This is a genomic window from Acinetobacter sp. Marseille-Q1623, from assembly GCF_902809895.1.
Taxonomy (GTDB): Bacteria; Pseudomonadota; Gammaproteobacteria; order Pseudomonadales; family Moraxellaceae; genus Acinetobacter; species Acinetobacter piscicola_A.
The window spans coordinates 1,416,104-1,430,744 of record NZ_CADDWG010000001.1; the positions used below are offsets into that span (position 1 = coordinate 1,416,104).

At 37.9% G+C, this 14,641-nt stretch carries 13 protein-coding genes; 7 read left to right on the forward strand and 6 right to left on the reverse strand.

Features of this window, described 5'->3' with window-relative positions:
- Nucleotides 1-68 precede the first annotated feature (68 nt).
- Nucleotides 69-977 (reverse strand): serine O-acetyltransferase EpsC, encoded by a 909-nt coding sequence (epsC, locus tag HUV91_RS06700; protein WP_130072688.1) that lies wholly within the window; start codon nucleotides 975-977, stop codon nucleotides 69-71.
- Nucleotides 978-1,351: 374 nt separating this feature from the next.
- On the opposite strand from epsC, the gene HUV91_RS06705 reads away from it, so the two are divergent.
- From HUV91_RS06705 to HUV91_RS06720, 4 genes are all read left to right on the forward strand, one after another.
- Nucleotides 1,352-1,840: a rhodanese-like domain-containing protein gene (locus HUV91_RS06705; RefSeq protein ID WP_174492930.1), complete on the forward strand. Its 489-nt coding sequence runs from the start codon at nucleotides 1,352-1,354 to the stop codon at nucleotides 1,838-1,840.
- A gap of 225 nt (nucleotides 1,841-2,065) precedes the next feature.
- Nucleotides 2,066-2,998: a family 2A encapsulin nanocompartment shell protein gene (locus HUV91_RS06710; RefSeq protein WP_174492931.1), complete on the forward strand. Its 933-nt coding sequence runs from the start codon at nucleotides 2,066-2,068 to the stop codon at nucleotides 2,996-2,998.
- Nucleotides 2,973-4,943 (forward strand): family 2A encapsulin nanocompartment cargo protein cysteine desulfurase, encoded by a 1,971-nt coding sequence (locus tag HUV91_RS06715; protein WP_174492932.1) that lies wholly within the window; start codon nucleotides 2,973-2,975, stop codon nucleotides 4,941-4,943. Before HUV91_RS06710 ends, HUV91_RS06715 begins: the two co-directional genes overlap by 26 nt.
- A gap of 207 nt (nucleotides 4,944-5,150) precedes the next feature.
- Complete coding sequence (locus tag HUV91_RS06720) at nucleotides 5,151-5,951, forward strand: peptidoglycan DD-metalloendopeptidase family protein (RefSeq protein WP_174492933.1); 801 nt, start codon at nucleotides 5,151-5,153, stop codon at nucleotides 5,949-5,951.
- A 215-nt stretch (nucleotides 5,952-6,166) separates the two neighbouring features.
- On the opposite strand, the gene HUV91_RS06725 is transcribed toward HUV91_RS06720, so the two are convergent.
- Complete coding sequence (locus HUV91_RS06725; protein WP_174492934.1) at nucleotides 6,167-6,589, reverse strand: OsmC family protein; 423 nt, start codon at nucleotides 6,587-6,589, stop codon at nucleotides 6,167-6,169.
- 148 nt (nucleotides 6,590-6,737) lie between these two features.
- On the opposite strand from HUV91_RS06725, the gene crp reads away from it, so the two are divergent.
- Nucleotides 6,738-7,445, forward strand: a complete 708-nt coding sequence (gene crp, locus HUV91_RS06730; protein WP_130072700.1) for a cAMP-activated global transcriptional regulator CRP — start codon at nucleotides 6,738-6,740, stop codon at nucleotides 7,443-7,445.
- Nucleotides 7,446-7,617: 172 nt separating this feature from the next.
- Entirely contained in the window at nucleotides 7,618-8,667 is a 1,050-nt protein-coding gene (locus HUV91_RS06735; RefSeq protein ID WP_174492935.1) for an NADP(H)-dependent aldo-keto reductase, read from the forward strand.
- A gap of 98 nt (nucleotides 8,668-8,765) precedes the next feature.
- On the opposite strand, the gene HUV91_RS06740 is transcribed toward HUV91_RS06735, so the two are convergent.
- Together HUV91_RS06740 and HUV91_RS06745 are read right to left on the reverse strand one after the other, a co-directional pair.
- On the reverse strand, nucleotides 8,766-9,908 hold the full coding sequence (locus tag HUV91_RS06740; RefSeq protein WP_130072704.1) for an acyl-CoA dehydrogenase family protein: 1,143 nt from the start codon (nucleotides 9,906-9,908) through the stop codon (nucleotides 8,766-8,768).
- A gap of 316 nt (nucleotides 9,909-10,224) precedes the next feature.
- On the reverse strand, nucleotides 10,225-11,571 hold the full coding sequence (locus HUV91_RS06745) for a dicarboxylate/amino acid:cation symporter (protein ID WP_174492936.1): 1,347 nt from the start codon (nucleotides 11,569-11,571) through the stop codon (nucleotides 10,225-10,227).
- A gap of 423 nt (nucleotides 11,572-11,994) precedes the next feature.
- Here HUV91_RS06745 and HUV91_RS06750 point away from each other — a divergent pair, with 423 nt between their 5' ends.
- Entirely contained in the window at nucleotides 11,995-12,990 is a 996-nt protein-coding gene (locus HUV91_RS06750; RefSeq protein WP_174492937.1) for a glycosyl transferase family protein, read from the forward strand.
- 87 nt (nucleotides 12,991-13,077) lie between these two features.
- Here the strand turns inward: HUV91_RS06750 and HUV91_RS06755 are convergent, their stop codons facing one another.
- Entirely contained in the window at nucleotides 13,078-13,344 is a 267-nt protein-coding gene (locus HUV91_RS06755) for a YeaC family protein (protein ID WP_130072710.1), read from the reverse strand.
- Between the two features lie 2 nt (nucleotides 13,345-13,346).
- Nucleotides 13,347-14,261: an NAD(+) kinase gene (locus HUV91_RS06760; RefSeq protein WP_174492938.1), complete on the reverse strand. Its 915-nt coding sequence runs from the start codon at nucleotides 14,259-14,261 to the stop codon at nucleotides 13,347-13,349.
- Between the last annotated feature and the right edge of the window lie 380 nt (nucleotides 14,262-14,641).

Below are 14,641 nucleotides of genomic sequence, written 5' to 3' on the forward strand. Positions count from 1 at the left end.
GTGTATTGTATTCTTTTAATAGATCAATTTTCCAATGCCACAATTGACATTGGAATTTTTAATGCAAACTAAACTTTCGATTTGGTTGCTGAACTTTGCGATACCGCACTATTGGCAGGCACACTTTGTGTAATCCATACATTCCCACCAATAATTGCGCCTTGACCAATGGTAATACGCCCTAAAATCGTCGCACCTGCGTAAATCACCACATTATCTTCAACGATTGGATGACGTGCATACTCTTTCTGCAAACGACCATCACCGTCCACTTCAAAACGTTTTGCACCTAAAGTCACTGCCTGATAAATACGGACATTTTTACCAATAATGCAGGTTTCACCAATCACGACACCTGTTCCATGATCAATAAAGAAACCTTGATCGACTTGTGCACCAGGATGGATATCAATCCCTGTTTTAGAATGCGCAATTTCAGCAATTAATCGTGCTAATAAAGATAAATCTTTTTTATAAAACTCATGGGCGATACGGTGGTAAATGATCGCTAAAACACCCGGATAGCACAGTAAAACTTCATCAACACTGCGTGCAGCAGGATCCCCCTCATAAGCAGCGATAACATCTGTATCTAAAATACGGCGTAACTCAGGCAATTTCTGTGCAAACTCAGTCACTAAACGTTGTGCAAGAATATCTGCAGCCTCAACATCTTCCTGCTGCTTTTTATATTTATAATCATAGCTTAGATTTAATTTCACCTGTTCTCGTAAAGCATACAACGTTTTTTCTAGTGTATGTGCGATATAAAAATTTTCACTTTGTTGGCGTAAGTCATGTGGTCCTAAACGCATAGGAAATAAAATTCCACATAGATCATTCATGATTTTTTTGATTTCTTCTTTTGAGGGTAATTCTCTCCCACCAAAATCTTTAAGACTTTTCTGTTTTGTACGCCATTCATTACGTGCTTGCTGTAATGCTGTGACAATATCTTGGATGTTCCATTGAGTCATGGGCTTACCTGCATGAGATTTCTTTTTTCATTATATGAATAAAGTGCTGTCAACAACATTCCTTATTCAATTGTTGTAGATAATCTTATTTTATTTGCCAAGTTTTAGATAAACATTGTTGATATATTCATATCTGAATTTTGCATTTAACAGCAGAGCATTGTACTGATCGCTTGCAATTTATCATCACTGGATTTACAAAACTCGATACGATCTTCTTTTTCAAAAATAAGAATAAGCAATTCAATTTTTATTCATTTTCAGAATATAAAAAATCATTATATTTAATATCAACTCCTCTAATAAATTATTTCAAATGTTGGAAAGCTCCGCTTGAAAGCGACTTTGCCTAGCATTGAATTTAGGTATATGACATGAACAGCATAACTCAAATTGAACTCCCAACGTTGAATGATCATAGCATTCAACAAATCTTTGCTGATGCAAAGCAACGTGTTGAAGATCATTATCTAGAATTTACAGGGACAGTGTTACCACATGAAGCATGGGCTTTATTTCAAGCTGGACATGCAGTGATTGTGGATGTACGTACCAATGAAGAACGTAAATTTGTGGGCTATGTTGAAGATACCATACATATTCCTTGGGCAACAGGCACTGCGCTAAATCGTAATCCTCGATTTGCGAAAGAACTCGAAAATAAGGTTGGCAAGGACAAAATCATTCTTCTACTGTGCCGAAGTGGTAAACGTTCAGCTGCTGCTGCAAATGTGGCATTTAATGCAGGTTTTGAAAATATTTATAACATTGAACAAGGTTTTGAAGGTGATCTCGATGAAAACAATCATCGTGGTGTTTTCAATGGTTGGCGTTTCCACAATCTGCCTTGGCGACAAGAATAAATTTGGGATATAGGAATAAAACAAAGCTTTATTCCTTATATCTAAAGTATTTTTTATGAAATATTAAGATTGATTAAATTTAAAGCATAAATACAATCAATTTAATCCAATAAAAAACCAAAAATGAAAATTTAACATACTCATTAAATTATTGGAGAAGATAAAAAAGTAACACCTTTTCAAACAGCAATAAATAACGAATTAAATACAACCAAGGATTTATACATGGCTAAGAACCAAGAAGTGGCACGCCAAGCGCTGAACGATCAGGCAGCTCGTCAACTTGCCAATGCAACAAAAACCGTTCCTCAACTCTCGACCATCACACCACGTTGGTTAACACATTTATTACAATGGACGCCTGTTGAAGCAGGTATCTACCGTGTCAACAAAGTCAGCAATACCGATGATATTCAAGTGGCTTGTACACAACGTGATGAAGCAACTTTGCCACAAACTTTTGTCGATTATGAAGTAAATCCTCGTGAATATTTTCTAAATGGCGTTTCAACTGTTCTAGATATCCATACCCGTGTTTCCGACTTATATAGCAGTCCGCATGATCAAATTAAAGAACAATTACGCTTAACCATTGAAACCATTAAAGAGCGTCAAGAAAGTGAACTGATCAATAACCCTGAATACGGTTTATTGGCAAGTGTTGCAGACGAGCAACGTATTTCTACATTGACAGGCGCACCGACACCTGACGACTTGGATGATTTGTTACGTAAAGTATGGAAAGAACCAGGGTTCTTCCTTGCTCATCCTGATGCAATTGCTGCATTTGGTCGTGAATGTACACGTCGTGGTGTTCCGCCTCCTACAGTTAGCCTATTTGGTTCGCAATTTATTACTTGGCGTGGTATTCCTCTTATTCCATCGAACAAGATCCCAGTTGAAGATCGTAAAACCAAAATTATCCTGCTTCGTGTAGGTGAAAAACGTCAAGGTGTAGTCGGTCTATTCCAACCAGGTCTTGCAGGTGAACAAGCACCAGGCTTATCTGTACGCTTCATGGGAATCAACCGTAATGCCATCGCATCTTACTTAATCTCATTGTACTGTTCTCTTGCGGTACTTACAGATGATGCGCTTGCTGTACTTGAAGATGTGGAGGTAGACAAATACCATGACTATCCAACAACTTACAAGTAATCAACCCACAGTAGATATTTCTTCGGGTACACCTGATGCACCGATCAGTGAATCTATAATTGCACAGTTGGCTGCTGAGTTTTTCACTGCATTACCAAAGCAAAACCCACAAGGTTTTAACTTTGATTTGCCAAGCCACCAACCACAGCCCAAAGATCCTATTGCAGCACTTTCAGGTCGAGTGCCTGCTGTCGTTCAACAAACCAGTTTAAATCCTGCTTCGACGCAGCATTTTGTTGAACCTACGGCTGACCATCCTGAGCGTAGAATCTTGTCTTCTGCGCCGATTGTCGGTGGTGCAAATACGCCTGACCCTTTGGCAGCAACACATGGTCTTGATTTGTCTTTTGCGTCTACAGCATTAACAAACTCAGTGCCACAGCAAGCTACACCAGCAAATGTACCTGCTGCGACACCAAGCCCTGCTCAACCAAACAGTGCATCGTCAAATTACTACTTTTTGGATTTACCTCAACCTGAGGCTGTGAATCCGCAAACTGTAAATAGCAATGCGAGTCAAGTTGATGTATTGAAAAATCCGTATGCTTTTGACAATTTTCATGTGACTGATGACCATCAATTACGTGGTGTTTTGCAAGATCGTAATGACAAACCTGCTACAGCAGCATCTGGTTATTATTTTCTACAATCTCCAACAATTGAAACGGCTCGTCCACATTCAGATTTGCAAATCCCAACGACAGCACAAAACTATCAACCGATTGATATTTTGCAAATTCGTAAAGATTTTCCAATCTTGCAAGAACGCGTCAATGGTAAGCAATTGGTTTGGCTAGACAATGCTGCTACAACGCATAAGCCAAAAGCCGTGATTGATCGAATTTCATATTTTTATGAGCATGAAAACTCGAACATTCACCGTGCTGCACATGAACTTGCAGCTCGCGCCAGTGATGCTTACGAACATGCGCGTGATGTAGTTGCTCGATTTATTGGTGCACCTGCTGCAAAGAATATCATCTTCGTGCGTGGTACAACTGAAGGCATTAATTTAATTGCTAAATCATGGGGCAAACAAAATATTCAAGCGGGAGATGAAATCATTGTGTCCCATCTTGAACATCATGCAAATATTGTCCCTTGGTATCAATTAACCAAAGAAACAGGCGCTAAACTACGTGTCATTCCTGTTGATGATACAGGTCAAATTCAGATTGAGGAGTTTGTAAAACTGCTTAATCCAAGAACTAAACTTGTTTCAATCACTCAGGTTTCCAATGCCTTAGGTACTGTCACACCAACTCAAGAAATCATTGCCCTTGCACATGCTGCGGGTGTACGAGTGTTGATTGATGGAGCACAGTCTGTTTCGCACATGCCAACCAATGTCACAGCATTAGATGCTGACTTCTTTGTGTTCTCTGGACATAAAGTCTTTGGCCCTACAGGAATTGGTACAGTTTATGCCAAATCTGAATTACTCGACACCATGCCTGTTTGGGAAGGTGGCGGTAATATGATCCAAGACGTGACTTTTGAAAATGTGATTTACCAACCTGCACCAAATAAATTTGAAGCAGGAACAGGAAATATTGCTGACGCAGTCGGTCTTGGTGCAGCGCTCGAATATGTTGAAAGCATTGGTATCCATAATATTGCACGTTATGAACATGACTTGCTTGAATATGGTCAACATGCCCTACAAAGCGTTTCAGGTTTGCGTTTAATTGGAACAGCACTCAACAAAGCCAGCGTGATGTCATTTACTTTGGCAGGTTATGAAACTGAAGAAGTGGGTAAAATTCTTAACCAATATGGAATCGCAGTTCGTACAGGGCATCATTGTGCTCAACCGATCTTGCGCCGTTTTGGTGTAGAACGTACGGTTCGCCCTTCTCTAGCTTTTTATAACACCACTGAAGAAATTGATTTATTGGTTTCGGTATTGCATCAACTGAGACGAGCAAAACCCTACAAATCTTAATTATTTTATCTATAGATAACCATCACATGCTTAATTGATTAGGCATGTGATTTATTTCTTATCATACAAATTTGTTTCTAACCGCTATTTTTTGCAGCTTTTCTCACTACAAAAAATGCTTAGGCTATTTAATATTAACAATCAAACGCTTGAGTTCATAGTTTCAAAAGTTACACTTGATAAAAATTTATGAAATTTTAAAAGCTTATGTTTTCAATCAAAAAAACCTTAATGCTCTGCGGATTACTAACAAGCACGCAACTTTTTGCTCTACCGCAAGACTCACGCCGTGCAGGTGGAATTGCAGTGATCCCGCTTTCACAAAATATTTCCGAAGTAACATATAAAGATCAACCGATTTTAATCACTCAACCCAATGCCCAACGTTATGCAATTTTTGGGATTCCTCTTTCTACCCCTGTAGGCTCACTAGAACTACAAACCAATGCTCAACCCATTCAAATTGAAATTCAGCCTTATAAATATGCTGAACAACGACTTTCTGTAAAAAATCAGGATTATGTAAACCCACAACAAGAACAACTTGATCGATACGTAGTAGAAGCCAAAGAACAAAATGACATTTATACCTCTTTCAGTCCTGCACAATTTTCTGATTTTCCAAATTTTATACGTCCAACTGCTGGAAAGTTTAGTAACTCTTTTGGACGTAAACGTTTCTTTAATGGTGAAGAACGCGCACCACACTCAGGTTTAGACATTCCTGCCCCTGTGGGACAGAAAGTAGTTGCTCCAGCAGCTGGTGTTGTCGTAGGGGTAGGTGATTATTTCTTCAATGGTAAAACTGTTTTAGTTGATCATGGGCAAGGCTTAATCAGTATGTTTTGCCACTTAAGTAAAGTTAATGTTGCAAAAGGACAGAAATTAACGCAAGGAGAAGTTTTAGGCTTAGTCGGCAAAACAGGGCGTGTAACAGGTCCACATTTACATTGGGGAATGAGTTTAAATAATGCTCGAGTTGATCCACAATTATTTTTATATCAATAAAATTTAAGTGATTTGCTTATATTTAAGTGAAAATTGAAAAATGGAAACATTTTGTAATAATTTTTATTGATCTTTTTTCAATTTAAATAAATTTAGTGATTTTCATCAATTTTTTAAAATTAAATGTTGACTGATATACTCGGCATTCGACTTAAATACGATCAAAATCACATAAAAAAAGCCAAAAAACATTTTTTTGGCTTCATTTTTGCTTTCTATTCTGCTGCTAGGATTTCAAAATCATGGCTGATCTCAACACCACCGTCTGATAACATTTTACTTGCAGAACAGTACTTTTCAGCAGAAAGTTCAACAGCTTTAGCTACTTGTTTTTCTTTTACATCTCGTCCCGTCACGACAAAATGTAAATGAATTTTAGTAAAGACGGCAGGGATTGTATCTGCTCGCTCAGCCTTAACCTGACATACAACACCTGTCACATCTTGGCGAGATTTCTTTAATATTGTCACAATATCAAAAGAAGCACACCCACCAAGTCCCATTAATATCAGCTCCATGGGACGTGGTCCACGGTTTTCTCCACCATATTCAGCAGAACCATCCATGACAACTTGGTGCCCACTTTCCGATTTTGCTTCGAAAGCAACATTCTCTAACCAATGTACGCTAGTTTGCATTGCAACTACCTAAAAAAAGCTATAAATTTATAGTGTACGGTACACTAGCATAAAATGAGTTGATAAGGAATTTCATCTCTTTCGCTTCTACGTGACGAGTTCAATTTAGATTTATGATCTAGTTATTATCCAATTTGGAATTTTTAGCATGTCTTCTAATTTAGCACAACTAAGTACAGACGCTTTATCACCAGGACAACTGCCTGAATCTGTCAAAGCATTACTCAAGCGTGCTCACATCAATCGCTTCCCGAAACGTACCACTATTGTTGATGCGGGTTCAGAGTCAAAATCACTGTATTTAATTTTAAAGGGATCAGTATCAATCATTTTACGTGAAGATGATGATCGTGAAATTGTGGTTGCATATCTCAATCCAGGCGATTTCTTCGGGGAAATGGGGTTGTTTGAACAAAACCCACAACGTACAGCAGAAGTAAGAACACGTGATGTTTGTGAAATTGCTGAAATTTCTTATGAGAATTTTCATGACATCAGCAAACAATATCCTGACTTAAGCTATGCTGTTTTCGCACAATTGGTCAGACGTTTAAAAAATACGACGCGCAAAGTAACAGATTTGGCATTTATTGATGTGTCGGGTCGTATTGCACGTTGTTTGATTGATCTTTCATCACAACCTGAAGCCATGATTTTACCAAATGGCCGTCAAATCCGCATTACTCGTCAGGAAATTGGACGTATTGTGGGTTGTTCTCGTGAAATGGTGGGGCGTGTTCTGAAAACACTTGAAGAACAAGGCATGATCGAAACAGATGGTAAAGCAATTTTAATTTTTGATGTCTCTTTAGAAGAATCTTCGTATTCTGACGACGATGAACAAGATGACGAATAATTCGTTCTAAATCTCTAAAAAGCAAATCTTCGGATTTGCTTTTTTGTTTTAGTCATCCTTTAGAAATCATTATACACAATTCAGAAATCAAAATAATTTACACAGGCTATGATGTTTAAGCTCAATATATTGAATAACATCACTTCAACCAAAACATTTAAGGACAATCTCAATGAAATTTAATCCACTGGGTCAATCCGATATTCTCGTTCCAGAAATTTGCTTAGGGACCATGACCTTTGGTGAGCAAAATAATCAAGTACAAGCTTTTGAACAACTCAACTATGCTTTAGATCAAGGGTTATATTTTTGGGATACTGCGGAAATGTATCCCGTACCGCCTAAACCTGAAACACAAGGTGCAACCGAACAAATCATTGGCAATTGGATTGCACAAAATGGGCAACGAGACAAATTATTCCTTGCATCCAAAATAGCAGGACCACAACAAGGTGGCAGCCATATTCGAGATGGGCAGACCAAGTTTATTGAAAGTGAGATTTCATCAGCTATAGATGGCTCTTTAAAGCGCTTACAGACCGATTATATAGATTTGTATCAGTTACATTGGCCACAGCGCCCAACTAACTTTTTTGGCAAACTCGGCTATAGTAACCACGAAGCACAGCAAAACCAAGAGATCACCCCACTGGAACACACCTTAGAAGCATTATCGAAAGAAGTTGAAAAAGGTCGTATTCGCCATATTGGTTTATCCAATGAAACCCCGTGGGGAACGTTGAAATTTTTACACTTAGCTGAAAAATTAGGCTTAGAAAAAGTCGTCAGTGTACAAAATCCATATAACTTACTCAATCGTAGTTATGAAGTTGGCATGGCCGAAATTGCACATTATGAAGGTGTTGGATTATTAGCATATTCACCGTTAGCTTTTGGTTATTTGACAGGAAAATTCCGTCATGGGGCACGCCCTGCTGATGCCCGTATCACGCTATTTAGTCGTTTTAGCCGCTATAGCAATCCTGAAAGTGAATGGGCAATCGAACAATATGCTTTATTAGCAGAAAAGCACAATTTGAGCTTAACCCAACTTGCTTTAGCGTATATTCAACAGCAATTTTTTGTGACCAGTACCATTATTGGGGCGACCAATTTAACGCAGCTCAAAGAAAATATTGCTGCTTTTGATGTGACATTGTCAGATGAAGTTTTACAAGGTATTGAAGATATTCATCGTCAACAACCAAATCCCGCACCTTAATCGATTAGATTGATATTGCACTTCTTTTGCATTCATTAGAAGCAAATAAAAAAGACTTCCTCGGAAGTCTTTTTGCTAATTTCAAGGAAGATTTTATCTTAGCGCCCTAAAATGCCACGTGCGACAATTTCTTTCATAATTTCATTGGTTCCGCCATAAATACGCTGAATACGCGCATCGACAAAGAAACGTGAAATTGGATATTCAGTCATATAGCCATAACCACCAAAGAGTTGCAGTAAATTATCAGCAACTTTCATTTGCATGTCTGAGCTAAAACTTTTCAATGCAGCCGCAGTTTCTACATCCAGTTTCTTTTCTTTATATAGCGCTAAGTTTTGGTTATAAAATGCTGCTGTTGCCAATTCATCAATCTTCGCTTGTGCTAACACAAAACGTGTATTTTGGAAGCTACCAATTTTTTGACCAAATGCTTGGCGTTCTTGCACATATTGCGTAGTCACATCAATTGCACCACGAATCGCACCCAAAGCCGTTGCAGCAATCGCTGTACGCTCACGTGGTAACTCTTGCATCAAATAGGCAAAACCTTGCCCTGCATTCCCTAACAGTTGATTGGCTGGCACTTTGACATTGTCAAAGAACAGTTCAGAGGTATCTTGTGAATGTAAACCAATCTTGTCTAAGTTCGTCCCCTTTTTAAAGCCTTCTAAATGCGTATCGACCAATAACAACGAAACACCTTTAGCACGTGCTTGAGGATCCGTTTTTGCAGCTAAGACCACTAAGTCTGCATGCTGACCATTAGAAATGAACGTTTTTGAACCATTTAGCACATAATGATCCCCATTTAAGATCGCAGATGAGCGCATACCTTGTAAGTCTGAACCTGCACCTGGTTCAGTCATCCCAATCGCACCAACGACATCACCTGCCACCATTTTAGGTAACCAATATTGTTTTTGTTCTTCATTTGCAATGTTTAAAATATACGGTGCTGCGATTTCTGAATGACATGAAATCGCTGTAGAAAGTGCACCATAGCCTGCGCGTGCTGACTCTTCAACCAACATTAAAGAATATTCAGTTGGGACACCATAACCGCCATATTCTTCTGGTACATCCACACAGAGAAAGCCGTTGTCACCCAATAATTTCCACATCGAACGTGGCATTAAACCGTCTTTTTCCCATTGTTCATAATGAGGTGCAACGTGTTCATTCATAAAGCGTTTGAAATTATCTTTAAAGAGTTCTAAGTCTGCATCGTATGCCAACATCTGCGATTTTCCTTTTGGGCTTATTCTTGGGTAATTGTCTTGTTTATCTTATCTGAGTTTTAATTTTAATGTCATGACTTTTCATGACGAGAGCATCAGGTTAATTCGGTCAATAGTCAAAGTATAACTGTATAAAATTAAGACATTTTGAGTCTAAGTTATTTATCAGTAAAACTAACCAATCGCTTTAAATTTTATATTCTGAAAAAGATGCATTCACTGCAAAAAATGATATAAAAAACCGCAATACAATGACACTCATCATATTGCGGTTGGATACATTTCACCGAGACGGGTTTCACCCCAATATCACGATTTAAGCATGCTTTTGAGTTGTATCTTCAAGCATTTGCTTATCTAATTCTTCAGGATGATTCAATGCATAATTCAACTTGTCTTGGTCCAAGTGACCTACCCATTTTGCAACGACAATCGTTGCCAAAGAGTTCCCCACAAGATTGGTCAAAGCACGTGCTTCTGACATAAAACGGTCAATTCCGAGGATCAATGCCAAACCTGCAACAGGAATATGTCCTACCGCAGATAAAGTCGCTGCCATCACAATAAAGCCAGAACCTGTTACCCCTGCTGCACCTTTCGATGAAATCAATAACACCACAAGTAAAGTAATCTGATGGGATAAATCAAGCTGTGTATTGGTCGCTTGCGCAATAAAAATAGCAGCCATGGTCAAGTAAATCGAAGTACCATCTAAGTTAAATGAATACCCTGTTGGAATCACCAAACCAACAACCGATTTTTCACACCCTGCGATTTCCAATTTTTTCAACATTCGTGGTAAAACCGACTCTGAAGATGATGTACCCAGTACAATCAATAATTCTTCACGAATCATACGAATCATTTTTAAAATACTAAAACCACAGAAACGACTGATTGTTCCCAACACAATGAAAATAAACAATAAACAAGTGAGATAGAAACAAATGATCAACTGAGCCAGTTGTGCAAGACTACCAATCCCATATTTACCAATGGTGAATGCCATTGCACCAAAAGCACCAATTGGCGCAAGTTTCATGATCATATTCACAATGTTAAAGAACACATGTGCAATTTGATCAACCAACTTCAATACAGGTTTACCTGCATCGCCCAATTTATGTAAAGCAAATCCAAATAAGATTGCAAAAAGTAAAACTTGTAAAATTTCACCTTCGGCAAATGCCCCAACCACTGTATTTGGAATAATATTCATCAAGAAATCAACAGTTGACTGGGACGCACCCGACTCAACGTATTTAGAAATACCTGATGTATCCAATGATGCAGGATCAATATTCATGCCTACACCCGGTTTTGCAATATTGATGACCAACAAACCAATCAATAAGGCAATAGTGGAGACAATTTCAAAATATAATAAAGCAATACCACCTGTCTTACCGACAGATTTCATACTTTCCATACCTGCGATACCACTGACCACCGTACAGAAAATAACAGGTGCAATAATCATCTTAATCAGACGAATAAACGCATCTCCCAGTGGTTTTAATTGCTCACCAATACCTGGAATATGTTTTTCAACACCATTGACCAATTGTGTGGTACTTGGGAAATAATGCCCCACAAGCACACCTGCAATAATGGCAACAATCACTTGGAAATAAAGTGACTTATACAAAGGTTTTTTAGCCATAATGATAACTTCTTTCGATATTTCTAATAACAGAAATATTTTATTTGTAGTGATCCTGAAAAGAAACACAGCCAAGTCGTTCTCATTCAACTCGATAAAGACTAATTTTTAAAAATAGAAATCTCCCTAGAAAATAGCATTTTCTAGAAAATTCATATCCTTAAAAATTTTTAATGCGCCTTAATTAAGACTTAAAAGCAATAAAAAAATACTTTTAAATTTTAAGAGAACAGAAGATTTAAAAATAAAACTTTTTAATTTTAATAAAAAATCATGATCTAGACGCAAAAAAAATGTAAAAATCGAATACTTATTAATCATATCTACATTAGACCTTAGTATTAGACACATGTCTTTGCTGCCTTTCTATACTTTTTATGTCATAGTATTTTGTAGATATTTCTAACTTTTTATCAGTCATTTATGAATACAAAACGTAATTTATATCAAGATTTTGAGCATCCATTTGCGCAATATATCCGTATTATAGGAAAGGGTAAAAATGGTGCACGTTCCTTGACCTACGAAGAAGCCTATCAAGCTTTTTCGATGATTCTAAAAAATGAAGTTTTGGATGTGCAACTTGGCGCTTTTTTGATGCTGCTACGAGTCAAAGAAGAATCTGTTGATGAACTCGCAGGATTTGTGCAAGCCACTAAAGACCAATTAACCTTCAAACCCCTAGAAGTCGATTTGGATTGGTCATCTTATGCTGGTAAACGTAAACATTTTCCCTGGTTTTTACTCGCAGCACTCACCTTAGCAAAACATGGCTATAAAGTCGTGATGCATGGTGCTTCGGGACATACGATTAACCGAATCTATACCGAACAAGTTCTTGAATACTTAGGTTATCCAATTTGCCAAAATGAAAATGACATTGCACAACAGTTAGCAACGCATCATTTTGCCTTTCTGCCTTTACATGTCATCTCACCCATTTTAAGTGATCTCATTGGTTTAAGAAATGTGATGGGGCTACGTTCACCTATTCATACATTGGCACGTTTGATTAATCCTTTTCATGCCAAAGCAACCATGCAAGCCATTTTTCACCCTGCATATCGTAGCTCACATCAACAGTCTGCTTTCAAATTGGGTTATCAAAATAGTGCTGTGATCAAAGGTGAAGGTGGCGAATTTGAACGTAATCCTGATGCCAAAACCCTAATTTGTGGAATTAAACAGGGTGAACTGTATGAGCATGAATTACCAAAGCTCACCGACAACCGTAGCCCTGCCGAAGAAGAATTAGATTTAGAGATTTTTAAAGCGGTATGGTTAGGTCAACAAAAACATGAATATGGCGAAGTTGCCGTTGTTGAAACTATGGGGATTGCACTCTATACCATGGGTGTAGTGAATGACTACAATGAGGCAATGTTAAAAGCTCAAGTGCTATGGAATAGTCGTTTTTAACTGTTTTACTTGCTCGGTCAACCTTATCGCAGACAGGGCACAAATACAAAAAAGGACGAATATCAATCGTCCTTTTTTCATGTTCATTTATACGAAACGAATGGGTTTAAACTCAGGTTCAGGTACATGAGAATCACATTCATCCCCCTCTTCTTTATGCCCTTTATCAATATAACCCGAACGTTCTTTTTCATCTAAATTTTGATGTTCCCATGCAATGACCGCTTGCATACAAATTTCACGTTGCTCTTTCGTCAAAACAATACCATTTGGCCATTTACCAATTTCAACGGCAGTTTTCAAACGTGCTACGACATCTGCGTCAAGCATAGAAAGCATTTGTTCAATATTCATGATTAATCCTGCTGTTGCAATGAATCAAAATCTTGGTTCCAACCGAGTTTAGTACGACATGCCATATAGAAATCATAACCCGGTGGATGGATAAGCGTTAATTTAAAGGGATGTTTACGAATATGCAAACAATCGCCTACATTTAATGAAATACTGCTTTGGCCATCTGCACTGACCATCGGTAATACACGATTTTCGCGAATTTCAATTTTAATTTCGCTTTGTCCACCGACCACGATTGGACGAGAAGATAAAGTATGTGGATGCATAGGAACTAAGGCAATGGCATCCATACTCGGATGTAAAATCGGACCACCACCAGAGAGTGCATAAGCCGTTGAACCTGTTGGCGTTGAAACAATCAAACCATCACTGTGCTGACGATAGACATATTGACCATCTATCTTGAGGTCAAAATCAATCATGTGTACAGATTTACCCGAATGTAACACCACATCATTGAGTGCGATTGCTTCATAAATGCTTTGATTCTGACTGCGAATTTCCATTTCCAATAAGAAACGGCGGTCGATCTGAAAGTCACCTTTTAACACTTGATCTAATTTAAAGATTACTTCAGTCGGTTTAATATCGGTTAAAAAGCCCAAACGCCCCCGATTCACCCCCAATACAGGTGTACTGTATTTCACCAAAGCACGTGCAGCATGTAGCAGTGAACCATCTCCCCCCACCACGATGACCAAATCCACAACTTCACCCAACAGATGTCGACTAACTGTTTGCGTATTGGTATAAGGCACCAATTCTGCTGTTTCAGAATCAAAAACTGGATGTAAACCTAAGCCAAGCAAGTGATCATGGATCAAACACAAAGTGTCGACCACAGAAGATTTATCTGGGCGACCAATCAGACCAATATTTCTAAATGCTTTTGACGAGATATGTGTTGGGTTCATCAATTTCCTTTATATCAACCTGATAGAACTGCATCCAAATCATGCAACGCAGCTTAGTTTCAAAGCATTTCTTCGGATTGCACTATTATTCTAAACGATGCAATGAATTATACATATTAAATATCAAGGCTTAAACTTTTATTGCAATGCCCTATTTATTTTGTATTTTTAAGCAAGTGGTTCAAAGTATTCGAAAAAACAACCTCCCCAAAAAGCAAAAAATATAATTAAAATTCAAAAACCTATAAAATGAAATATTGGTGTTCATATATTTTTCACTCATCGTTAAAAAATCAGCTTAAATGTGTTGTTTTACAATTTATTGTATGGTTTCAATGTGAAATTGCTTAATTTCACAGTTTAATTATTGCAAATTCCTA